We start from the raw sequence: 14,163 nt of genomic DNA, 5'->3' as shown, positions 1-14,163 counted from the left end.
GTCGAGGACTTCACTCAGTCGCAGCTTTTGCGCCGTTCGCGGGGAGCTGGAGGAATGAGGGGGCGGGCGAAGTTGGAACGGACCCGTGTGAGGGGTACGCGGCCGTACATCTTTCGAGGGCTGGTGAGGTGCGGGATCTGTTCCCGAAGGATGCAGGCGGCGACGATTCGGAAGAGTCACACCTACTACCGGTGCCACGCTCGCACCTTGGCGCCGGGCTCGCATGCGTTGTCTGAGCATCGGCCCACGGTGAACCTTGCTGAGGAGGTTCTTCTCGGACCGCTCAACAAGTGGCTGTGCCAGATTTTCGACCGGAAGAGCATTGATCGGACTGTCGCGGGGATGGTCGCGTCCCAGGATGATCCGAGCGGAAGGTCGAGCAGAGAGGTTGTGAAGAAGCGTCTGGTGGACGCGGAGGCGAAGTTGCGGCGTTTCCAAGCGGCGATCGCGGCTGGCGTCGATCCGGTCGCGCTGGTGGACGCGATCAACGAGACGGAGGAGCAGCGGGCTGCGGCCAGTGCTGAGCTGAACGGTCTGCCGGCGCCGAACCTGGCGTCTGCGGCTGAGCTTCAGGCGGCGGTGGACTCGCTGGCGGATGTGACGGCGATCATCAAGGAAGGTGAGCCGGAGAAGCTGGCGAGGCTCTACGGAGAGCTCGGGATCGAGCTGAAGTACGACAAAGCAAAAGAGGCCGTCTATGCGACGACCTCTCCGCGTGTACTTAGTGATTGTGTCCGAGGGGGACTTGGGCCCCAATATGTAGCAAGCTTGCGCAGTTCGTGTGTTCATGCGCGATTGGATAGCTCGAACCTAGTATGGAGGGCCAGTCGACGCGATTCAATCTTTCGTCGCCAATTTCTGACGACTGAGGCCAAGATTTTTCGCAATGAACTATAGGACCGCAGGCCGATCTGGAATCAGATTGCCCTGTGGAACGCGGTGAGTGCGAGCGGCGCTACAACGAGCACCGCACGTAGATCACTGGCCGCCGAAGCACCCCTGCGGGCACGGCCTCAGTCTCTTGAACCTGGCCGGATTGAATGCCTCGTCATAGATCGCCAGGTCCGTCGAGGCGGAGTCATCCACGAGGGCCATCGTCCCGCTTGACCTGCGTGGATGCGGTTTTCGGCACGCGCAGGGCCGTCCAACAACACGGGCTGACGCGCTCGTCGCATTCCCTTGCGCGGTGTCAGACACCTTGACCTGACAGTGTGGCGTCCGTCGACGGGGCAGTGGTTCGTGCGCAACCAGTTCGCCGTGTGAGGCGTGCAGGGGGACAAGCCCCTGGCGTCATGACGACAGAGCCGGGGCCGCTTCCTCGTGAAGGCGGCCCCGGCCGTCATCACCGTACGAACGTGCCGACGGCCAGCACGGCCAGTCCCGGCATCAGCGCGGAGCGATCCCGGCGAGCGGGACGGCGAACACGATCCGCTTGTCGATCAACGTGTCCGCTGCGTTGAAGGCGTGCTCGGTGGCCGTCCACAGCAGCCCGCTGCCATGCTCGTAGTAGAGGTCCTCACCGCCGACCGCCCAGCTGTAGGTGTTCATGTCCGCAGATCCGGCGAACATGAAACTGTGCTTGTCGGCCGAGCTGCGGCCCAGGTAGTACTCGCCCTGCCACGTCTGCGCGCCCTGGACGTTGCTCTTCGGCGTGGTCACCGCCCTGCTCGGCACGGCCTTGCCCGAGGACACCGCGAGTTTGCGGGTGGACGCGTCGACGTCGTAGTGCACGACGCGGCCGCCGTCGATGGACAGGTCGGTGCTGCGGCCGTCCCGGTACTCACCGACGACCAGCGTGTCCGGCGTCGTGCTGCGGTCCAGCGCCAGCGAGGAGTAGCACAGCGCGTTGGGCTGGGGCACGCACGGGGACGGCGGCGTGATCGCCTGCCGGTACGTTGCCACCTGCGGTACGACGTAACGGTAGCCGTAGGCGTAGTACTTGCTGCCGCTCTTGCCGATCACGTCGTCCTGGTCGGTGGCCACCTCCAGCACGCGTTCCATGTCGAACACCCGCAGTCCGCGCGAGGTGTCCGCGACGTAAAGGTAGCGCCCCAACCACGCCAGGCCGCCCGCGTGGATCGGCACCGCCCGGAAGTTCGACGAGCTGGTCGGCTCCACCAGCAGCACGTGCCGGTACTTGCCGCTCACCCGGTCCACCAGCGACAGCCGCGCCCCGTGGTCCGTCTGCGTCCCTGCCTTCCCGGTGTCGTAGTGCCAACTCACGGCCATGACCTTGTTCGGTCCCCACTGGCCGTCATCGTCCGCGTCGGACGATCCGGTCACGCCCTGAGGCACCCAGTAGGACACCTTGCTGTCGCTGTCGTCCCAGCAGAACCGGTCGCTGCTGTGCAGGATCTGGTTTGCTTGCAACGGGATGTCCGTGCGGTCGTAGAACTCCGGCTGAGCCTGCTTGCGACTGGTGGAGCAGTCGTTCGTGGACCGGTTGGCCGCCGCCAGCACGTCCGACACCGGCAGGCGCGAACCGAGCGTGGACGCGAGCCCGGCGGCCTGCGTGTCCAGTGACCAGTCCGGCGTGAGCGAGAACGCGGAACCGTCCCGTTCCGTGATCTGGTTGGGCGCTGCTGCGGCCGGTGTGCCCGCTGCCAGCAACAACATCGCGACGATGAACCCGAGTCGTTTCACGGCGTCCACGTTCATCCGGAGGGAGTTGTCCAGCAACGGTTGATCGGTCAGGACAATCATTCGCAGTCGAACAGAGGAGGTGCGGGTGGGACGGCCAGAACGTCCGCTCGACCCGAACGAAGGCCCGGTCCAGCGCTTCGCGTGGGAGTTGCGCCTGCTGCGCGAGAAGGCCGGATCTCCGAGCTACCGGGAGTTGTCCAGAAGGGCTCATTTCTCGTCCACGGCGTTGTCCGAGGCGGCGGGCGGCACGCAACTGCCGACGCTGGCCGTGACGCTCGGGTACGTCGAAGCCTGCGAAGGGGATGCGGAGCACTGGGAACGGCAGTGGCGGGAGGTGGCCGCCGAGATCCTCGCGCCCGGTGACGAGAGCGCTCCCTATCTCGGGCTCGCGGCGTTCCAGCCCGAGGACGCGTCGCTGTTCCGCGGGCGCGAGGAACTCGTCGAGCATCTGGTGGGGGAGGTGGGGAAGCGGTCGTTCCTGGGGGTTTTCGGGGCGTCCGGATCGGGGAAGTCGTCGTTGCTGGGGGCCGGTCTGGTGCCCTCGCTGTCGTTGTCGTCGGTCGTGCTGACGCCGACCGCCCACCCGGTGCGGGAGCTGACGGCCAAGACCGCGGACCGGCCGGAACTGGTCGTCGTGGACCAGTTCGAGGAGACGTTCACGCTGTGCGCCGACCCGAACGAGCGCGACGCGTTCGTCGCGGCGTTGTTGGCGTGTGACGCCAAGGTGGTCATCGGCTGCCGGATCGACTTCCTGGACCGGTGTGCGGTGATCCCCGCGCTGGTCACCGCGCTGCGGGACGCGCAGGTGCTGGTCGGGCCGATGACGCCGGAGGAGTTGCGGCGGGTTGTCGTCGAGCCTGCCACTTGCGCCGGGCTGAAGGTCGAACCGGACATGGTGTCGGCGGCGGTGATCGACGCGCACGGTCAGCCAGGCGCCTTGCCGTTGCTGTCCCACGCCTTGCTGGAGACGTGGCGAAGACGGGAGAACAACAGGCTCACCCTGGCCGGGTACCAGGCGAGCGGCGGGGTGTCCGGTGCGATCGCGGCCACCGCCGAGCAGGCGTTCACGGAGCTGGGTTCCGCTGATCAGGCCGCGGCTCGTTCGTTGCTGCTCCGGCTGGTGCAGCCCGGTCAGGGCGCCTACGACCTGCGGCGGCGGGTCGCGCTGGACGAGGTGATGGGGCCGGCGTTGAACGCCCTGGTCACAGCGCGGCTCGTGGTCGTTGCGGACGGCAGTGTGGAGCTGGCGCACGAGGCGTTGACCAGGGCCTGGCCGCGGCTGCGGACGTGGCTCGAGGAGGACCGCGAACGCCTTCAGCAGCACCAGGACCTCACGACGGCCGCGCACGCCTGGGACGCCGTCGACCGCGATTCCGGTGCCGTGTACCGAGGTGTGCGGCTGGAGGTCGCGCGGTCGCTGGCCGCCGACTCGCCGGTCGCGTTGTCGCAGCTGGAACGGGAGTTCGTCGCGGCGAGCGAGGCGCACGAGACCGCCGAACGTGCCGGCGTCCGGCGGCAGTCCCGGCGGTTGCGCACCCTCGTCAAAGCCCTGGCCGCGTTGCTGGTGGCGTGCCTGGTGATCACGGGTGTGGCGGTCGTCCAGCGCCGTGCCGCCGTTGCCGGGGAGAAGGTCGCGTTGTCCCGGCAGCTCGCGTTGCAGGCCCAGGACCTCAGCGGGTCGTGGCCGGACGCCGCGGAAGCCCTTGCCGTGCAGGCTTTCCGCACGTCACCGACGATCGAGGCGCGCGGTGCGTTGCTGAGCACCGCCGCCTACAAACCGCCGCGGGTGACACTGAAGGATCACCGCGGTGCGGTGCGGGCGGTGGCGTTCAACCAGGACGGCACGCTGCTGGCGTCCGCAGGGGACGACCGATCCGTGCTGGTCCGCTCGCCTTCCGGGACCGCTGCGCCGATCGCGTTGACCCAGCACTCGAAGCCGGTGCGAGCGCTGGCGTTCCACCCTTCCGCTCCGGGGCTCGCCTCTGGTGGTGAAGACGAGCAGATCGTGTTGTGGGACCTGAACACGAACGCCGCCGCGCACGTCCTTCCCGTGGCGCACGGCAGGATCAACAGCATCTCCTACAGCGACGACGGCCGGCTGATGGCGTCCGCGTCGCAGGACGGCACGGTCATCCTGTGGGAAGGCGCTCGGGAGGTGCTGCGGATCCCGCATTCCCTCGGCGAGGTCCACGACGTGGCGCTGGGCGGTGACCTGGTCGCGGTGGCGGGGCAGAACGGCGTGCTCGTGCACAACCGGACCACGGGCGCGCAACAGGTCTACCAGGACCATCGCGGACCGGTGCTCGCGGTGGCGCTGAGCAGGGATGGCGGTGCGCTGGCCAGCGGTGGTGCGGACAGCCAGGTCGTGTTGCGGGCCGGGGGAGAGCCGAGTTTCCTGCGGCGGCACACCGCGGGGATCAGGTCCGTCGGGTTCGGACCGGACGGCCGGATGCTGATGTCCGCGGCCGACGACGGCAGCGTGCGGTGGTGGTCGGTGCCCGGCGGCGGCTGGCTGACCGGGCTGATCTCGCGCACCGGGGCTTTCTTCGCGGCGGGGCTGAGTCCTGACGGGACGAAGCTGGCGGCGGGTGGCGACGACAGCGTGAGCGTCTGGCAGGTCGCTTTGCCCGCGTTCACCGGACATGCGGCTCCACCGTTCGGTGTCGCCACGGCGGCCGACGGGCGGATCGCGACCGGTGGCGCGGACAGGTCCATCAGGGTCTGGGACCCGTCCGGGACGCAGATCACCGAACTCGACGCGCCCGCGAGGGTGAAGTCGGTCGCGTTCCACCCCGACGGAACCCTGGTGTCGGCGGGGGAGGACGGCGCGGTCACCGCGTGGGACCTGGAGTCGCGAAAGCCGGTGCGCACCATCGCTGAGCACGACGGTCCGGTGACCAGCCTGGTGCTGGCGGGGAACGTGGTCGCCTCCGGCGGCGCCGATCGCACGATCAGGCTGGTGGACCCGGCTTCCGACGCGCCGCCGCGCAACTTCCCGGTCGCGCACACGGCCGAGGTGGAGGCGTTGGCCTTCAGCCCCGACGGCACGGTGCTGGCCTCCGGGGGCAACGACGGGCGGATCGTGCTCTGGGACGTCGAGCACTCCCGTGAGCTCGCGGTTCTAGGTGAGCTCGGGAACGCGTTGCGGGACATCGCGTTCACGCCCGACGGCCGGACGCTGGTCACCGGGGACGCCAGTGGCGCGGTGATCTTCTGGGACGTCGCGGCCCGCCAGCAGAGCGCGACGCTGCCAGGTCAACGCGGTGCGGTGCGGGAACTAGCGCTCAACGGCACCGGAACGCTCCTCGCGGTCGCCGGCAGCGACACGGTGATCACGTTGTGGGACACCGCAACCCGCGAGCAGGTGGCCACGTTGACCGGCCACACCGGTCCGGTCAACTCCGTCGCGTTCAACGGCGACACCCTGGCGTCCACCGGCTCCGACCCCCGCGTGATCAGGTGGGACCTCGACCCGGAGGCCGTGATCGCCCGCATCTGCGGCGCCCGCGTTGGCCGCTGTTGATTGGCCAGGGCGGTGACCTGCTGCTGGACAACTCCGCGACCCCTACGAATGGCGGTGCACAAACCCGTTCTACGGAAGGAAAACGGATGAAGCGCACCTTCACGGCACTCGCGGTCCTGGCCAGCACGATGGGTCTGGTGCTGGTGGGCGGCCAAGCCAGCGCGGCCCCGGAGTCGCAGGCGAGATTCGAGCTCGGCATCCAGTCGGCCGACGCCGGCATCAACGTCTACCGAGGATCGGACCTCGCGGGTTACGGCGACTTCAACGCCGACCCGGACGGCAGCGTGCCCGGCGACGCGATCCGGGCCTGCGACACGCTGGCGGACGGCTGGGGCGTCGAGACCCAGCTGGACGTCAACCCCGGTGCGACCTGGGACACCGACCGCGTCGTCAACACTCGCGGCCACGCGTCGCCCTACTGCAGTGGCTGGGCGAGCGGCAACATCGGGGAGAACACCCCGGTGGCCATCCGGGTCTGCCTGGTGAAGTCGGGCGAGACCCCGATCTGTTCCGGCAGGGCGTTCGGCGAGTCCTGACGCGAACTCCTCGTGGGTGTTCCCTCGCAGGGAACACCCACGAGGATGGTCAGCACCACAAACCCGACAGGGCCGAGCGTTCGTCCCGGCCGTGGCCTGCCGACGTGCTGGTCACCGGCAGCATCGTCAGTAGCTGAACGTGGTCGCGGGCTCGTCGCCGATCCACTTCCACAGCGGGATTGTGCCGTTCACCTCCGCGCCGGGATCAACTTTCAAGAACGAGTTCGGTGACGACCGGACCCGCTATGCCGGGCCGAAGGCCCGCAAAACCACGCCGGCACCAGCCCGGTCACCATCGCCTCAGGTCGCAAGACCACTGTGAGCTGCCGGTATGTACGCAACACCAGGCTGGTCAACTCACTCATGCGCCAAGAGTTTCTGCTGCTGGCGTTCGGCGCCGCCCTCCTGGCGCCGATTGCGTGGCGGCTGGACCGGAGCACGGCGTGGCTTGGGGTGGTGGCCGCATTCGTGCAGGTCGTCGGATTGCTCCGGTGGCGCGCTCGTGGTTCCGCACCTGACCGGCCCGTCGACGTTCCACACGCTCAACGTCGTGCTCGGCGTCATCGTGGGGGAGACGCTCGGGTATCTGCTCACGGCCGCGTGGACGATCGCGATCGCGGTGCGGTTGCGGGGAGTGTCGCGGTGGCTATCGTTTGGTGATGACCGTGGCCTGGCGAGCGGGCAACGTTCCGCTGCCCGAAGCCCACCTGCTGGGGATCACCGCCCTGGTGGGACTGCACCGCCTGCGGCCCCGGAGCATTCCCGGGAGCCGGGTGGCGGGCGCGGCGATGATCGCGGCCGCGGCGGTCCTCATCGGACGGTCCGTGGCGGCCGCCGGGCAGGTCGATCTGGAACGGCCCGGCCGGTTGCTGACCGCGGGTCCGTATGCGGTGAGCCGCAATCCCATGTACGTGGCGTGGGCCCTGTTGCACCTCGGGGTCGGTGTCGGCCTGCGGTCCGCGTGGATGTTGCTGACCCTGCCCGCCGCGGCGGGCAGGGTGCACTGGGAGATCACGCGGGAGGAACGGTCGCTCGAGGCGGCGTTCGGTGCGGAGTTCGCCGCGTACCGGGCCGCCGTGCCCCGCTACCTGCGGTTCCCTGCGGTACCGTGGGTGGATGCTCGACCCGCCACCGGTGGACGGGGTCCGCACGGCTGACGTCGTCGCGGCGTTGTCTCTCGCGACGGATCTGGGCATCGGGGTGCCGCTCGAGCACGGGCTGCGCGGCGCACTCATGTCGGTGAGACTGTGCGACGTCCTCGGGGTCGGCCGGGAGACGGCGGCGCAGGCCTTCTACGCGTCGCTGCTGTACCACGTCGGGTGCACCGCGAACTCGATGACGGGCCTGGAGCTCTTCACCGACGACGACGCGTTGACGACGTACGCCACTCCGGTCAGGTTCGCCAGCCGGCCGCGCGCGCTCATGGGGATGCTGCGAGCCGTGGCGGCGCCACCGGGCGGCTTCCGGGTCGTGCGGGCCAGTCGCGGGCTGTACCGGGCGGTGCGGGCGCTGCCGGGGGTCGTGGCCGCCGACTGTGATGCGGCGCAGATGCTGACCCGCCGTCTTGGACTCCCGGCCGCGGTGACCGAGCTGTTCGCCCATTCCGACGACCGCTGGGACCGCAAGGGCGACGCGATTCCGTTGCCGATGCGGATCGTGCAGGTGGTTCGCGACGCCGCCTTTCAACAGATGCTCGCCGGCGACGACGTCGCGGCCGAGGTGATGCGAGAACGCGCGGGCGGCGCGTTCGACCCGGATGTCGCCCTACCGCTCGCGGATCACGCGGGGAAGGTGTTGGCGATGGATCCGGACGCCTCGGTGTGGGCGCAGACGCTCGCGAGCGAGCCGGGGCCGCACCTCGTTCTCGATGGGGAGGCGATCGACCTCGCGCTGAGTGCCATCGGTGACTTCGCCGACCTGATTTCGCCTTGTCTGGTCGGGCATTCGGCGGGTGTCGCCGCACTGGCCGAGGGCGCTGGTGCGCGGTGCGGGCTCGGCGCCGCGGAGACACTGGCGCTGCGGCGCGCGGCGCTCGTGCACGACGTCGGACGGGTTGCCGTGCCGGTTCGCGTGTGGCAGCACGCTGGGCCGCTCTCGCCCGACGATTGGGAGCGGGTCAGGTTGCACGCCTATCACACCGAGCGCGTCCTGAGCCGGTCACCGTTCCTCGCCTCGCTCGTCCCGATCGCGGCCTTCCACCATGAACGCCTCGACGGTTCCGGTTACCACCGCGGTACCTCGGCCTCGGCGCTCGGCATGCCCGGACGACTGCTCGCGGCCGCCGATGCCTTCCACGCCATGACCGAACCACGGCCGCATCGCGTCGCGATGTCGCCGGACCAGGCGGCCGAGACGGTGGGGGAGCAGGCCCGCGCGGGCCGGTTGGATCCCGATGCGGTCAACGCCGTGCTCGCGGCGGCCGGTCGGCGGGCGCCGCGCATCGAGCGGCCGTGTGGCCTGACGGCCCGCGAGACCGAGGTCGTCGGCCTGCTCGCCCGTGGCATGCAGACCAAGCACGTCGCCCGAGCCCTGCGGATCTCGGTCAAGACCGCCGACCGTCACATCCAGAACGCCTACCGGAAGATCGGTGTCCGGACGAGGGCGGGCGCCGCGCTTTTCGCCATGCAGCACGGACTCGTGGAGTGGGGAGAACTCCCGATGGGACTCGACCGCGATCGCTCCTAGCGTCGGAGTCAGCTGAACGGTCCGACGTTGGAGGCGATCATGTCGAGTACTTCCGTCCGCGCGTCGCTCGTCGCCGGGTTGCCCGTCACCGAGCGAAAGATCACCGTGCACGGGGTGTCCACCGCGGTCATCGAGGGCGGCACCGGGCGGCCGATCCTGTTTCTGCAAACCGAGTTCGGCGCGATCTGGATGAGGTTGATCCCGGATCTGGTGGCGACCCACCGCGTGGTCACGGCCGACCTGCCCGGACTCGGCGCTTCCGAGGTCCCGGACGGTCGCGTCGATGCAGGCCGGGTGCTCACGTGGCTCGGTGAGCTGATCGAGCAGACCTGCGACAGCACCCCGATCCTCGTCGGCAAGGGGCCGGCCGGTGGCCTGGTGGCCCGGTTCGCCGCCGAGCACGGCGACCGCGTCGACCGGCTCGTGCTGGTGGACGCCCATGGGCTCGGCAAGTTCCGGCCACCGCTGAGGATGATGATCAGCTTTGCCGGGGTCATGCTGCGGCCGACCGAAAGCCGGCTGGACAAGAGCTTCCGGAACTACTGCTACGCCGATCTCGACCGGGTGCGGGCCGACATGGGCGAGTCCTACGACCGGGTCGCCGCCTACGCGCTGGAGTTCTTCCGGACGCCCAGCGTGCGGACCGCCATGCGGCGCATGGCCTGGATGTCCGCGCCGATCCCGCCGGAGGACCTCGACCGCATCACCGCGCCGACGACGTTGATCTGGGGACGCCAGGACGTGGGGATGCCGTTGCCCGTCGCCGAGGCGGCGAGCGCCCGGTTCGGGTGGCCGTTGCACGTGATCGACGACGCTCGTGACGATCCGGCGTTGGAACAGCCCGAAGCGTTCCTCGCCGCACTTCGCGCGGCTATGGGTTGACCAATCCCGCCTCGTAGGCGGTGATCGCCGCCTGCACGCGGTTGCGCGCGCCGAGCCGTTGCATGATCGTCGTCATGCAGGTCTTCACGGTGCCCTCGACCAGATGCAGCCTCCGGCCGATCTCGGCGTTCGACTGGCCCGCGCCGACCATGGCGAGCAGGTCGCTACTTGGCGCAAAGCCGTCGATCTGAAGCCTGGTGACTCCCTTGTCGCTGCAAACGGCTCCAAGTTCGCGGTAGTCAGCACGACCACGCGCATGGAATACCGCAAGGTCTATAACCTGACGGTCAACGGGCTGCACACCGTCTGCGTGCCGAGAAATACGTCCGTGCAGGTCAGCAGGCATCGGCATGCTACCGATCATCATCCGGCATGATCGCGGCCGTGTTGGTCCGCTTCGCCTACCTCGCTGTCTAACACGCCTTCGCCGCGCTGTGGCTTCTGCGTATGACTGATCGGGAGAAGGACGTCGAGATCCTCGCGTTACGCCATCAACTCGCGGTCCTGCAGCGGCAACTCGGCTGTCAGCGCCCACGACTGCGGCCAGAGGACAGGGCGTTGTTCGCCGCTTTACTCGTGCCCCTGGCCCGCGCGACGCTGCGCCGGCTCCGGCTCTTGGTCAGCCCGGATACGGTGCTGAGGTGGCATCGCGACTTGATGAAGCGCCGCCATGCCCGCATGTGCGTGAACCGTAGGCCTGGGCGTCCGCGCACTGTCGCTTCGATCCGCCGGCTCGTCCTGCGCCTGGCAACCGAGAACTCCTCGTGGGGGTATCGACGCATCCACGGCGAACTTGCGCTTCTCGGTGTCGCGATCGCCGCGTCGACGGTGTGGGAGATCCTCAAGACTGCCGGCGTCGATCCGGCCCCGCGCCGGACAACCGTTACCTGGGCTGACTTCCTGCGTTCGCAGGCGGAGGCGATCCTGGCGATGGACTTCATTGAAACGGTCACGCTGACCGGGCAGCGCCAGTACATTCTCGTCGCCATCCACCACGCCAGCCGGCGTGTATGGATAGTCGGCACCACCGCACACCCCACCCACGCCTGGGTCACCCAGGCCATCCGCAACCTGTTCATGGACCTCGAGGACACCGGATACGTCGCGCGGATCAGGTTCTTCATTCGTGACCGCGACGCCAAATATCCCGCGTTGATCGACGACATCCTCGGTTCCGCGGGGATTGCTACGGTGCTAACCGGTGTCCGGACGCCCCGCATGAACTCCATCATCGAACGCTGGGTCAAGATCCTTCGCGCCGAACTGCTGGACCGCACGCTGATCTGGAATCAGACCCGCCTACGGCAAGCGCTGCGCGAGCACGAGCGGCACTACAGCGAGCACCGAACCCACCGATCACTTGCCGCCGCAGCGCCCTTACGGGCGCGGCCTCAGCCTCTTGAACTCGATCATGTCGAGCGCCTCACGATATGCCGACGGGATCGTCTCGGCGGAGTCATCCACGAGTATCGCCATGCCGCTTAATCTGCACGGATGCAGTTTTCGGCACGCACAGCGTTGCTCGGGGCCGCACTGCGGTTCGCCGACGGCGTGGAGCCGCTGCCCGATGTGGCCGAGCTGCCGGTCCGTGCGCCGGAGGAAGGCGAGTTGGCCGCGATGGTGGCCGACCGGCTCCGGGGCGAGATCGAGCAGCTGTGGCTGGTCGAAGCGCTGTCGAAGCGGCGACGTGGCCCGCTCGCCGTGGAACTGGGCGGGATCATCACGAACCTGTACGACACGCTGTCCCGGCACCGGGTGAGCATCAAGCTGGTCGACCGCTGCGCTTCCGAGTTGCCGGAGCTGGCCGAGGTCTGGTTCGGCCAGGGCCGGTCGGGTCTCGTCCTGGTGCTGACCGAGTATCTCCAGCGGCGCAAGGCGTTGCGGCTGCCCGGACCGGCGCCGCTGGTCGCCCGCACGATCCTGGAGACCTGCGTGTTGTGGGCGGTGCACCTGCACTGGGATCCCGCCAGGCAAGGGCCTCTGGACACCGCTGCCGTTCCATCCACGCTGGCAGGCCTGCTCACGCGTGGACTGCTGCCTGAAGGGGAATCGACATGAGCAAGAAGCTCAGCAACGAAGGTCTCCGCGAGGTGTGGGATCGCTACGCGCCGCGTTACGACCGCGACATCGGCTTCTTCGAACGCATCCAGTTCAGCGGCGGCCGCGAATGGGTGTGCCCGCAGGCGACCGGTGACGTGCTCGAGGTCGCCATTGGCACCGGCCTCAACCTCCCGCACTACCCGGCGGATGTCAGATTGACCGGCCTGGACCTCAGCCCGGCCATGCTCGACATCGCTCGCACTCGCGCGGGCGAACTCGGGCGTGAAGTCGAGTTGCACGAGGGAGACGCGCAGGCGTTGCCGTTCCCGGACGAGTCCTTCGACACCGTGGTCTGCACGCTCGGCTTGTGCGGAGTCCCGGACGAGCGTGAAGCGATCGCCGAGATGCATCGCGTGCTGCGTACCGGCGGGAAGCTGCTGTTGCTCGACCACGTCGGCAGCCACCACCGCATCGTCCACTTCGGACAATCGTTGCTGGAGAAGCTGAGTGTGCGGATGTGCGGCGACTACCAGACCCGCCGCCCGTTGCCGCTGGTTGAGCAGGCGGGGTTCGTGGTGCAGCGGCAGGAACGGCTCAAGCTCGGCATGGTCGAGCGAGTGGCCGCGGTCAAGCCCTGACACGTGGCCGGGTCGCGACCAGTGGCACGAGGAGGAAAGCGATGATGCCGCCTGCGAACGACAGGGCCGGGTAGCTGCTGCTCGCGACGACGAAGCCCGATGCCATGCCACCGGTGGCTCCGGCGACGGCGATGACCATGTCGATGCGGCCCTGCACGGTGGCGCGCGTTTCGACCGGGACGGCGTCGGTGATCAGCGCGGTGCCGCTGACCAGTCCGAGGTTCCATCCCAGCCCGAGCAGCCCCAGCGCGAGGGTGAGCAGCGGCGTCGACTCGGCGGGTGCGAACCCGGCGACCAGTCCGGCCGCGAGCAGCGTGACGCCGGAGGCGGCGACGACGGGCAGCCTGCCGATGCGGTCCACGAGCCAGCCGCTGATCGGTGAGGGCAGGTACATCCCGGCGACGTGGACGGCGATGACGAAGCCGGTGGCCGCGAGGTCGTGACCGTGGTGGCGCATGTGCACCGGAGTCATGGTCATGATCGCGATCATGACCAGCTGGATGACGACCATGGTGGTCGTGCCGATCAGCAGCAGTCGTGTGTTGTGGCTGGAGTTGCCGCTTGCCACGGGATCCGCGGGCAGCGCGCGGGCGGTGAGCAGGGGATCGGGGCGCAACAGCACCCACAGCACGATGGCGGCCGCGGTGTAGGCGAAGACCGCGAGGATGAACGGCCCGGCGAGTGCGGGAACGCCCCAGCGCGCGGCCAGTTCTCCGGTCGGGGTGACGAGGTTGGGGCCGAGCACCGCGCCGAGGGTGGTGGCGACGAGGACCGTGCTCACCGCGCTGCCTCGGCGTTGCGGCGCGGCCAGGTCGGCGCCGGCGTAGCGCGCCTGGAGGTTGGTGGAGCTGCCCGCGCCGTAGACGAACAACGCGACGAACAGCAGAACGGCGTTGTCGGTGGCGGCGGCGATGACCACGCCGAGCGCGCCCACCGCGCCGGTGAGGTAGCCGCCCGCCAGCCCGACGCGTCTGCCACGCAGACCGGAAACGCGGGCGAACAGCAGGGCCGCCAGTGCCGAGCCGATGGTGAACAGCGCCGCGGGTAATCCGGCCGCGCTGGTGGCGCCGAGCATGTCCTGGGCGAGCAGCGCGCCGACCGTGATGCCCGCGGCCAGTCCGGCGCCGCTGAGGACCTGGGCGGCGACGAGCACCGTCAGGATGCGTCGCTGGGCGGGGTGACGGGTGATCAGAGTGTCCACAGTGTCCATTTCGCT

The 14,163-nt window shown here is 69.0% G+C and carries 13 protein-coding genes and 1 pseudogene; 11 read left to right on the top strand and 3 right to left on the bottom strand.

What is annotated here, in order from left to right:
- Positions 1-54: 54 nt before the first annotated feature.
- Both BM417_RS50425 and BM417_RS41500 read left to right on the top strand, forming a co-directional pair.
- Positions 55-195: pseudogene (locus tag BM417_RS50425) on the top strand (zinc ribbon domain-containing protein); the annotation flags it as partial.
- Positions 196-390: 195 nt separating this feature from the next.
- Positions 391-897, top strand: coding sequence for a hypothetical protein (locus tag BM417_RS41500; protein ID WP_245822685.1), 507 nt, complete (start codon positions 391-393; stop codon positions 895-897).
- A 489-nt stretch (positions 898-1,386) separates the two neighbouring features.
- Here the strand turns inward: BM417_RS41500 and BM417_RS41495 are convergent, their stop codons facing one another.
- Positions 1,387-2,643: a hypothetical protein gene (locus BM417_RS41495; protein WP_177320906.1), complete on the bottom strand. Its 1,257-nt coding sequence runs from the start codon at positions 2,641-2,643 to the stop codon at positions 1,387-1,389.
- 85 nt (positions 2,644-2,728) lie between these two features.
- Between BM417_RS41495 and BM417_RS41490 the strand changes: the two genes are divergently transcribed.
- The 5 genes from BM417_RS41490 to BM417_RS41465 all read left to right on the top strand — a co-directional run bounded on the left by BM417_RS41490 (position 2,729) and on the right by BM417_RS41465 (position 10,269).
- Positions 2,729-6,166 carry an nSTAND1 domain-containing NTPase gene (locus BM417_RS41490; protein ID WP_093605609.1) on the top strand — a complete coding sequence of 1,146 codons (3,438 nt, stop codon included), beginning with the start codon at positions 2,729-2,731 and terminating at the stop codon, positions 6,164-6,166.
- Between the two features lie 86 nt (positions 6,167-6,252).
- The gene (locus BM417_RS41485) at positions 6,253-6,702 is read left to right on the top strand and encodes a hypothetical protein (RefSeq protein WP_218164726.1); all 450 of its coding nucleotides are present in this window, start codon (positions 6,253-6,255) and stop codon (positions 6,700-6,702) included.
- A 659-nt stretch (positions 6,703-7,361) separates the two neighbouring features.
- Positions 7,362-7,859 (top strand): methyltransferase family protein, encoded by a 498-nt coding sequence (locus tag BM417_RS41475; protein WP_093605608.1) that lies wholly within the window; start codon positions 7,362-7,364, stop codon positions 7,857-7,859.
- Positions 7,819-9,387 (top strand): HD domain-containing phosphohydrolase, encoded by a 1,569-nt coding sequence (locus tag BM417_RS41470; RefSeq protein WP_093605607.1) that lies wholly within the window; start codon positions 7,819-7,821, stop codon positions 9,385-9,387. The genes BM417_RS41475 and BM417_RS41470 overlap by 41 nt, the downstream gene beginning before the upstream one ends.
- Before the next feature lie 39 nt (positions 9,388-9,426).
- Entirely contained in the window at positions 9,427-10,269 is an 843-nt protein-coding gene (locus tag BM417_RS41465; RefSeq protein ID WP_093605635.1) for an alpha/beta fold hydrolase, read from the top strand.
- On the opposite strand, the gene BM417_RS41460 is transcribed toward BM417_RS41465, so the two are convergent.
- The gene (locus tag BM417_RS41460; RefSeq protein ID WP_093605606.1) at positions 10,259-10,420 is read right to left on the bottom strand and encodes a response regulator transcription factor; all 162 of its coding nucleotides are present in this window, start codon (positions 10,418-10,420) and stop codon (positions 10,259-10,261) included. The two genes, BM417_RS41465 and BM417_RS41460, sit on opposite strands and share 11 nt — an antisense overlap.
- Here BM417_RS41460 and BM417_RS50420 point away from each other — a divergent pair.
- The 4 genes from BM417_RS50420 (at position 10,373) to BM417_RS41440 (ending at position 12,947) form a co-directional block, all read left to right on the top strand.
- The gene (locus BM417_RS50420) at positions 10,373-10,645 is read left to right on the top strand and encodes a polymorphic toxin-type HINT domain-containing protein (protein WP_093605605.1); all 273 of its coding nucleotides are present in this window, start codon (positions 10,373-10,375) and stop codon (positions 10,643-10,645) included. The two genes, BM417_RS41460 and BM417_RS50420, sit on opposite strands and share 48 nt — an antisense overlap.
- 71 nt (positions 10,646-10,716) lie before the next feature.
- The gene (locus BM417_RS49615) at positions 10,717-11,754 is read left to right on the top strand and encodes an integrase core domain-containing protein (RefSeq protein ID WP_245822683.1); all 1,038 of its coding nucleotides are present in this window, start codon (positions 10,717-10,719) and stop codon (positions 11,752-11,754) included.
- A gap of 9 nt (positions 11,755-11,763) precedes the next feature.
- The gene (locus BM417_RS41445) at positions 11,764-12,327 is read left to right on the top strand and encodes a hypothetical protein (protein ID WP_093605604.1); all 564 of its coding nucleotides are present in this window, start codon (positions 11,764-11,766) and stop codon (positions 12,325-12,327) included.
- Positions 12,324-12,947: a class I SAM-dependent methyltransferase gene (locus BM417_RS41440; RefSeq protein WP_093605603.1), complete on the top strand. Its 624-nt coding sequence runs from the start codon at positions 12,324-12,326 to the stop codon at positions 12,945-12,947. The genes BM417_RS41445 and BM417_RS41440 overlap by 4 nt, the downstream gene beginning before the upstream one ends.
- On the opposite strand, the gene BM417_RS41435 is transcribed toward BM417_RS41440, so the two are convergent.
- Positions 12,937-14,148, bottom strand: a complete 1,212-nt coding sequence (locus BM417_RS41435; protein WP_245822681.1) for an MFS transporter — start codon at positions 14,146-14,148, stop codon at positions 12,937-12,939. The two genes, BM417_RS41440 and BM417_RS41435, sit on opposite strands and share 11 nt — an antisense overlap.
- Between the last annotated feature and the right edge of the window lie 15 nt (positions 14,149-14,163).

The sequence above is a fragment of the Lentzea waywayandensis genome, assembly GCF_900115955.1.
GTDB classification, from domain to species: domain Bacteria; phylum Actinomycetota; class Actinomycetes; order Mycobacteriales; family Pseudonocardiaceae; genus Lentzea; species Lentzea waywayandensis.
The sequence above is the reverse complement of the archived record's forward strand: the minus strand, read 5'-3'. Positions and strand labels throughout refer to the sequence as shown.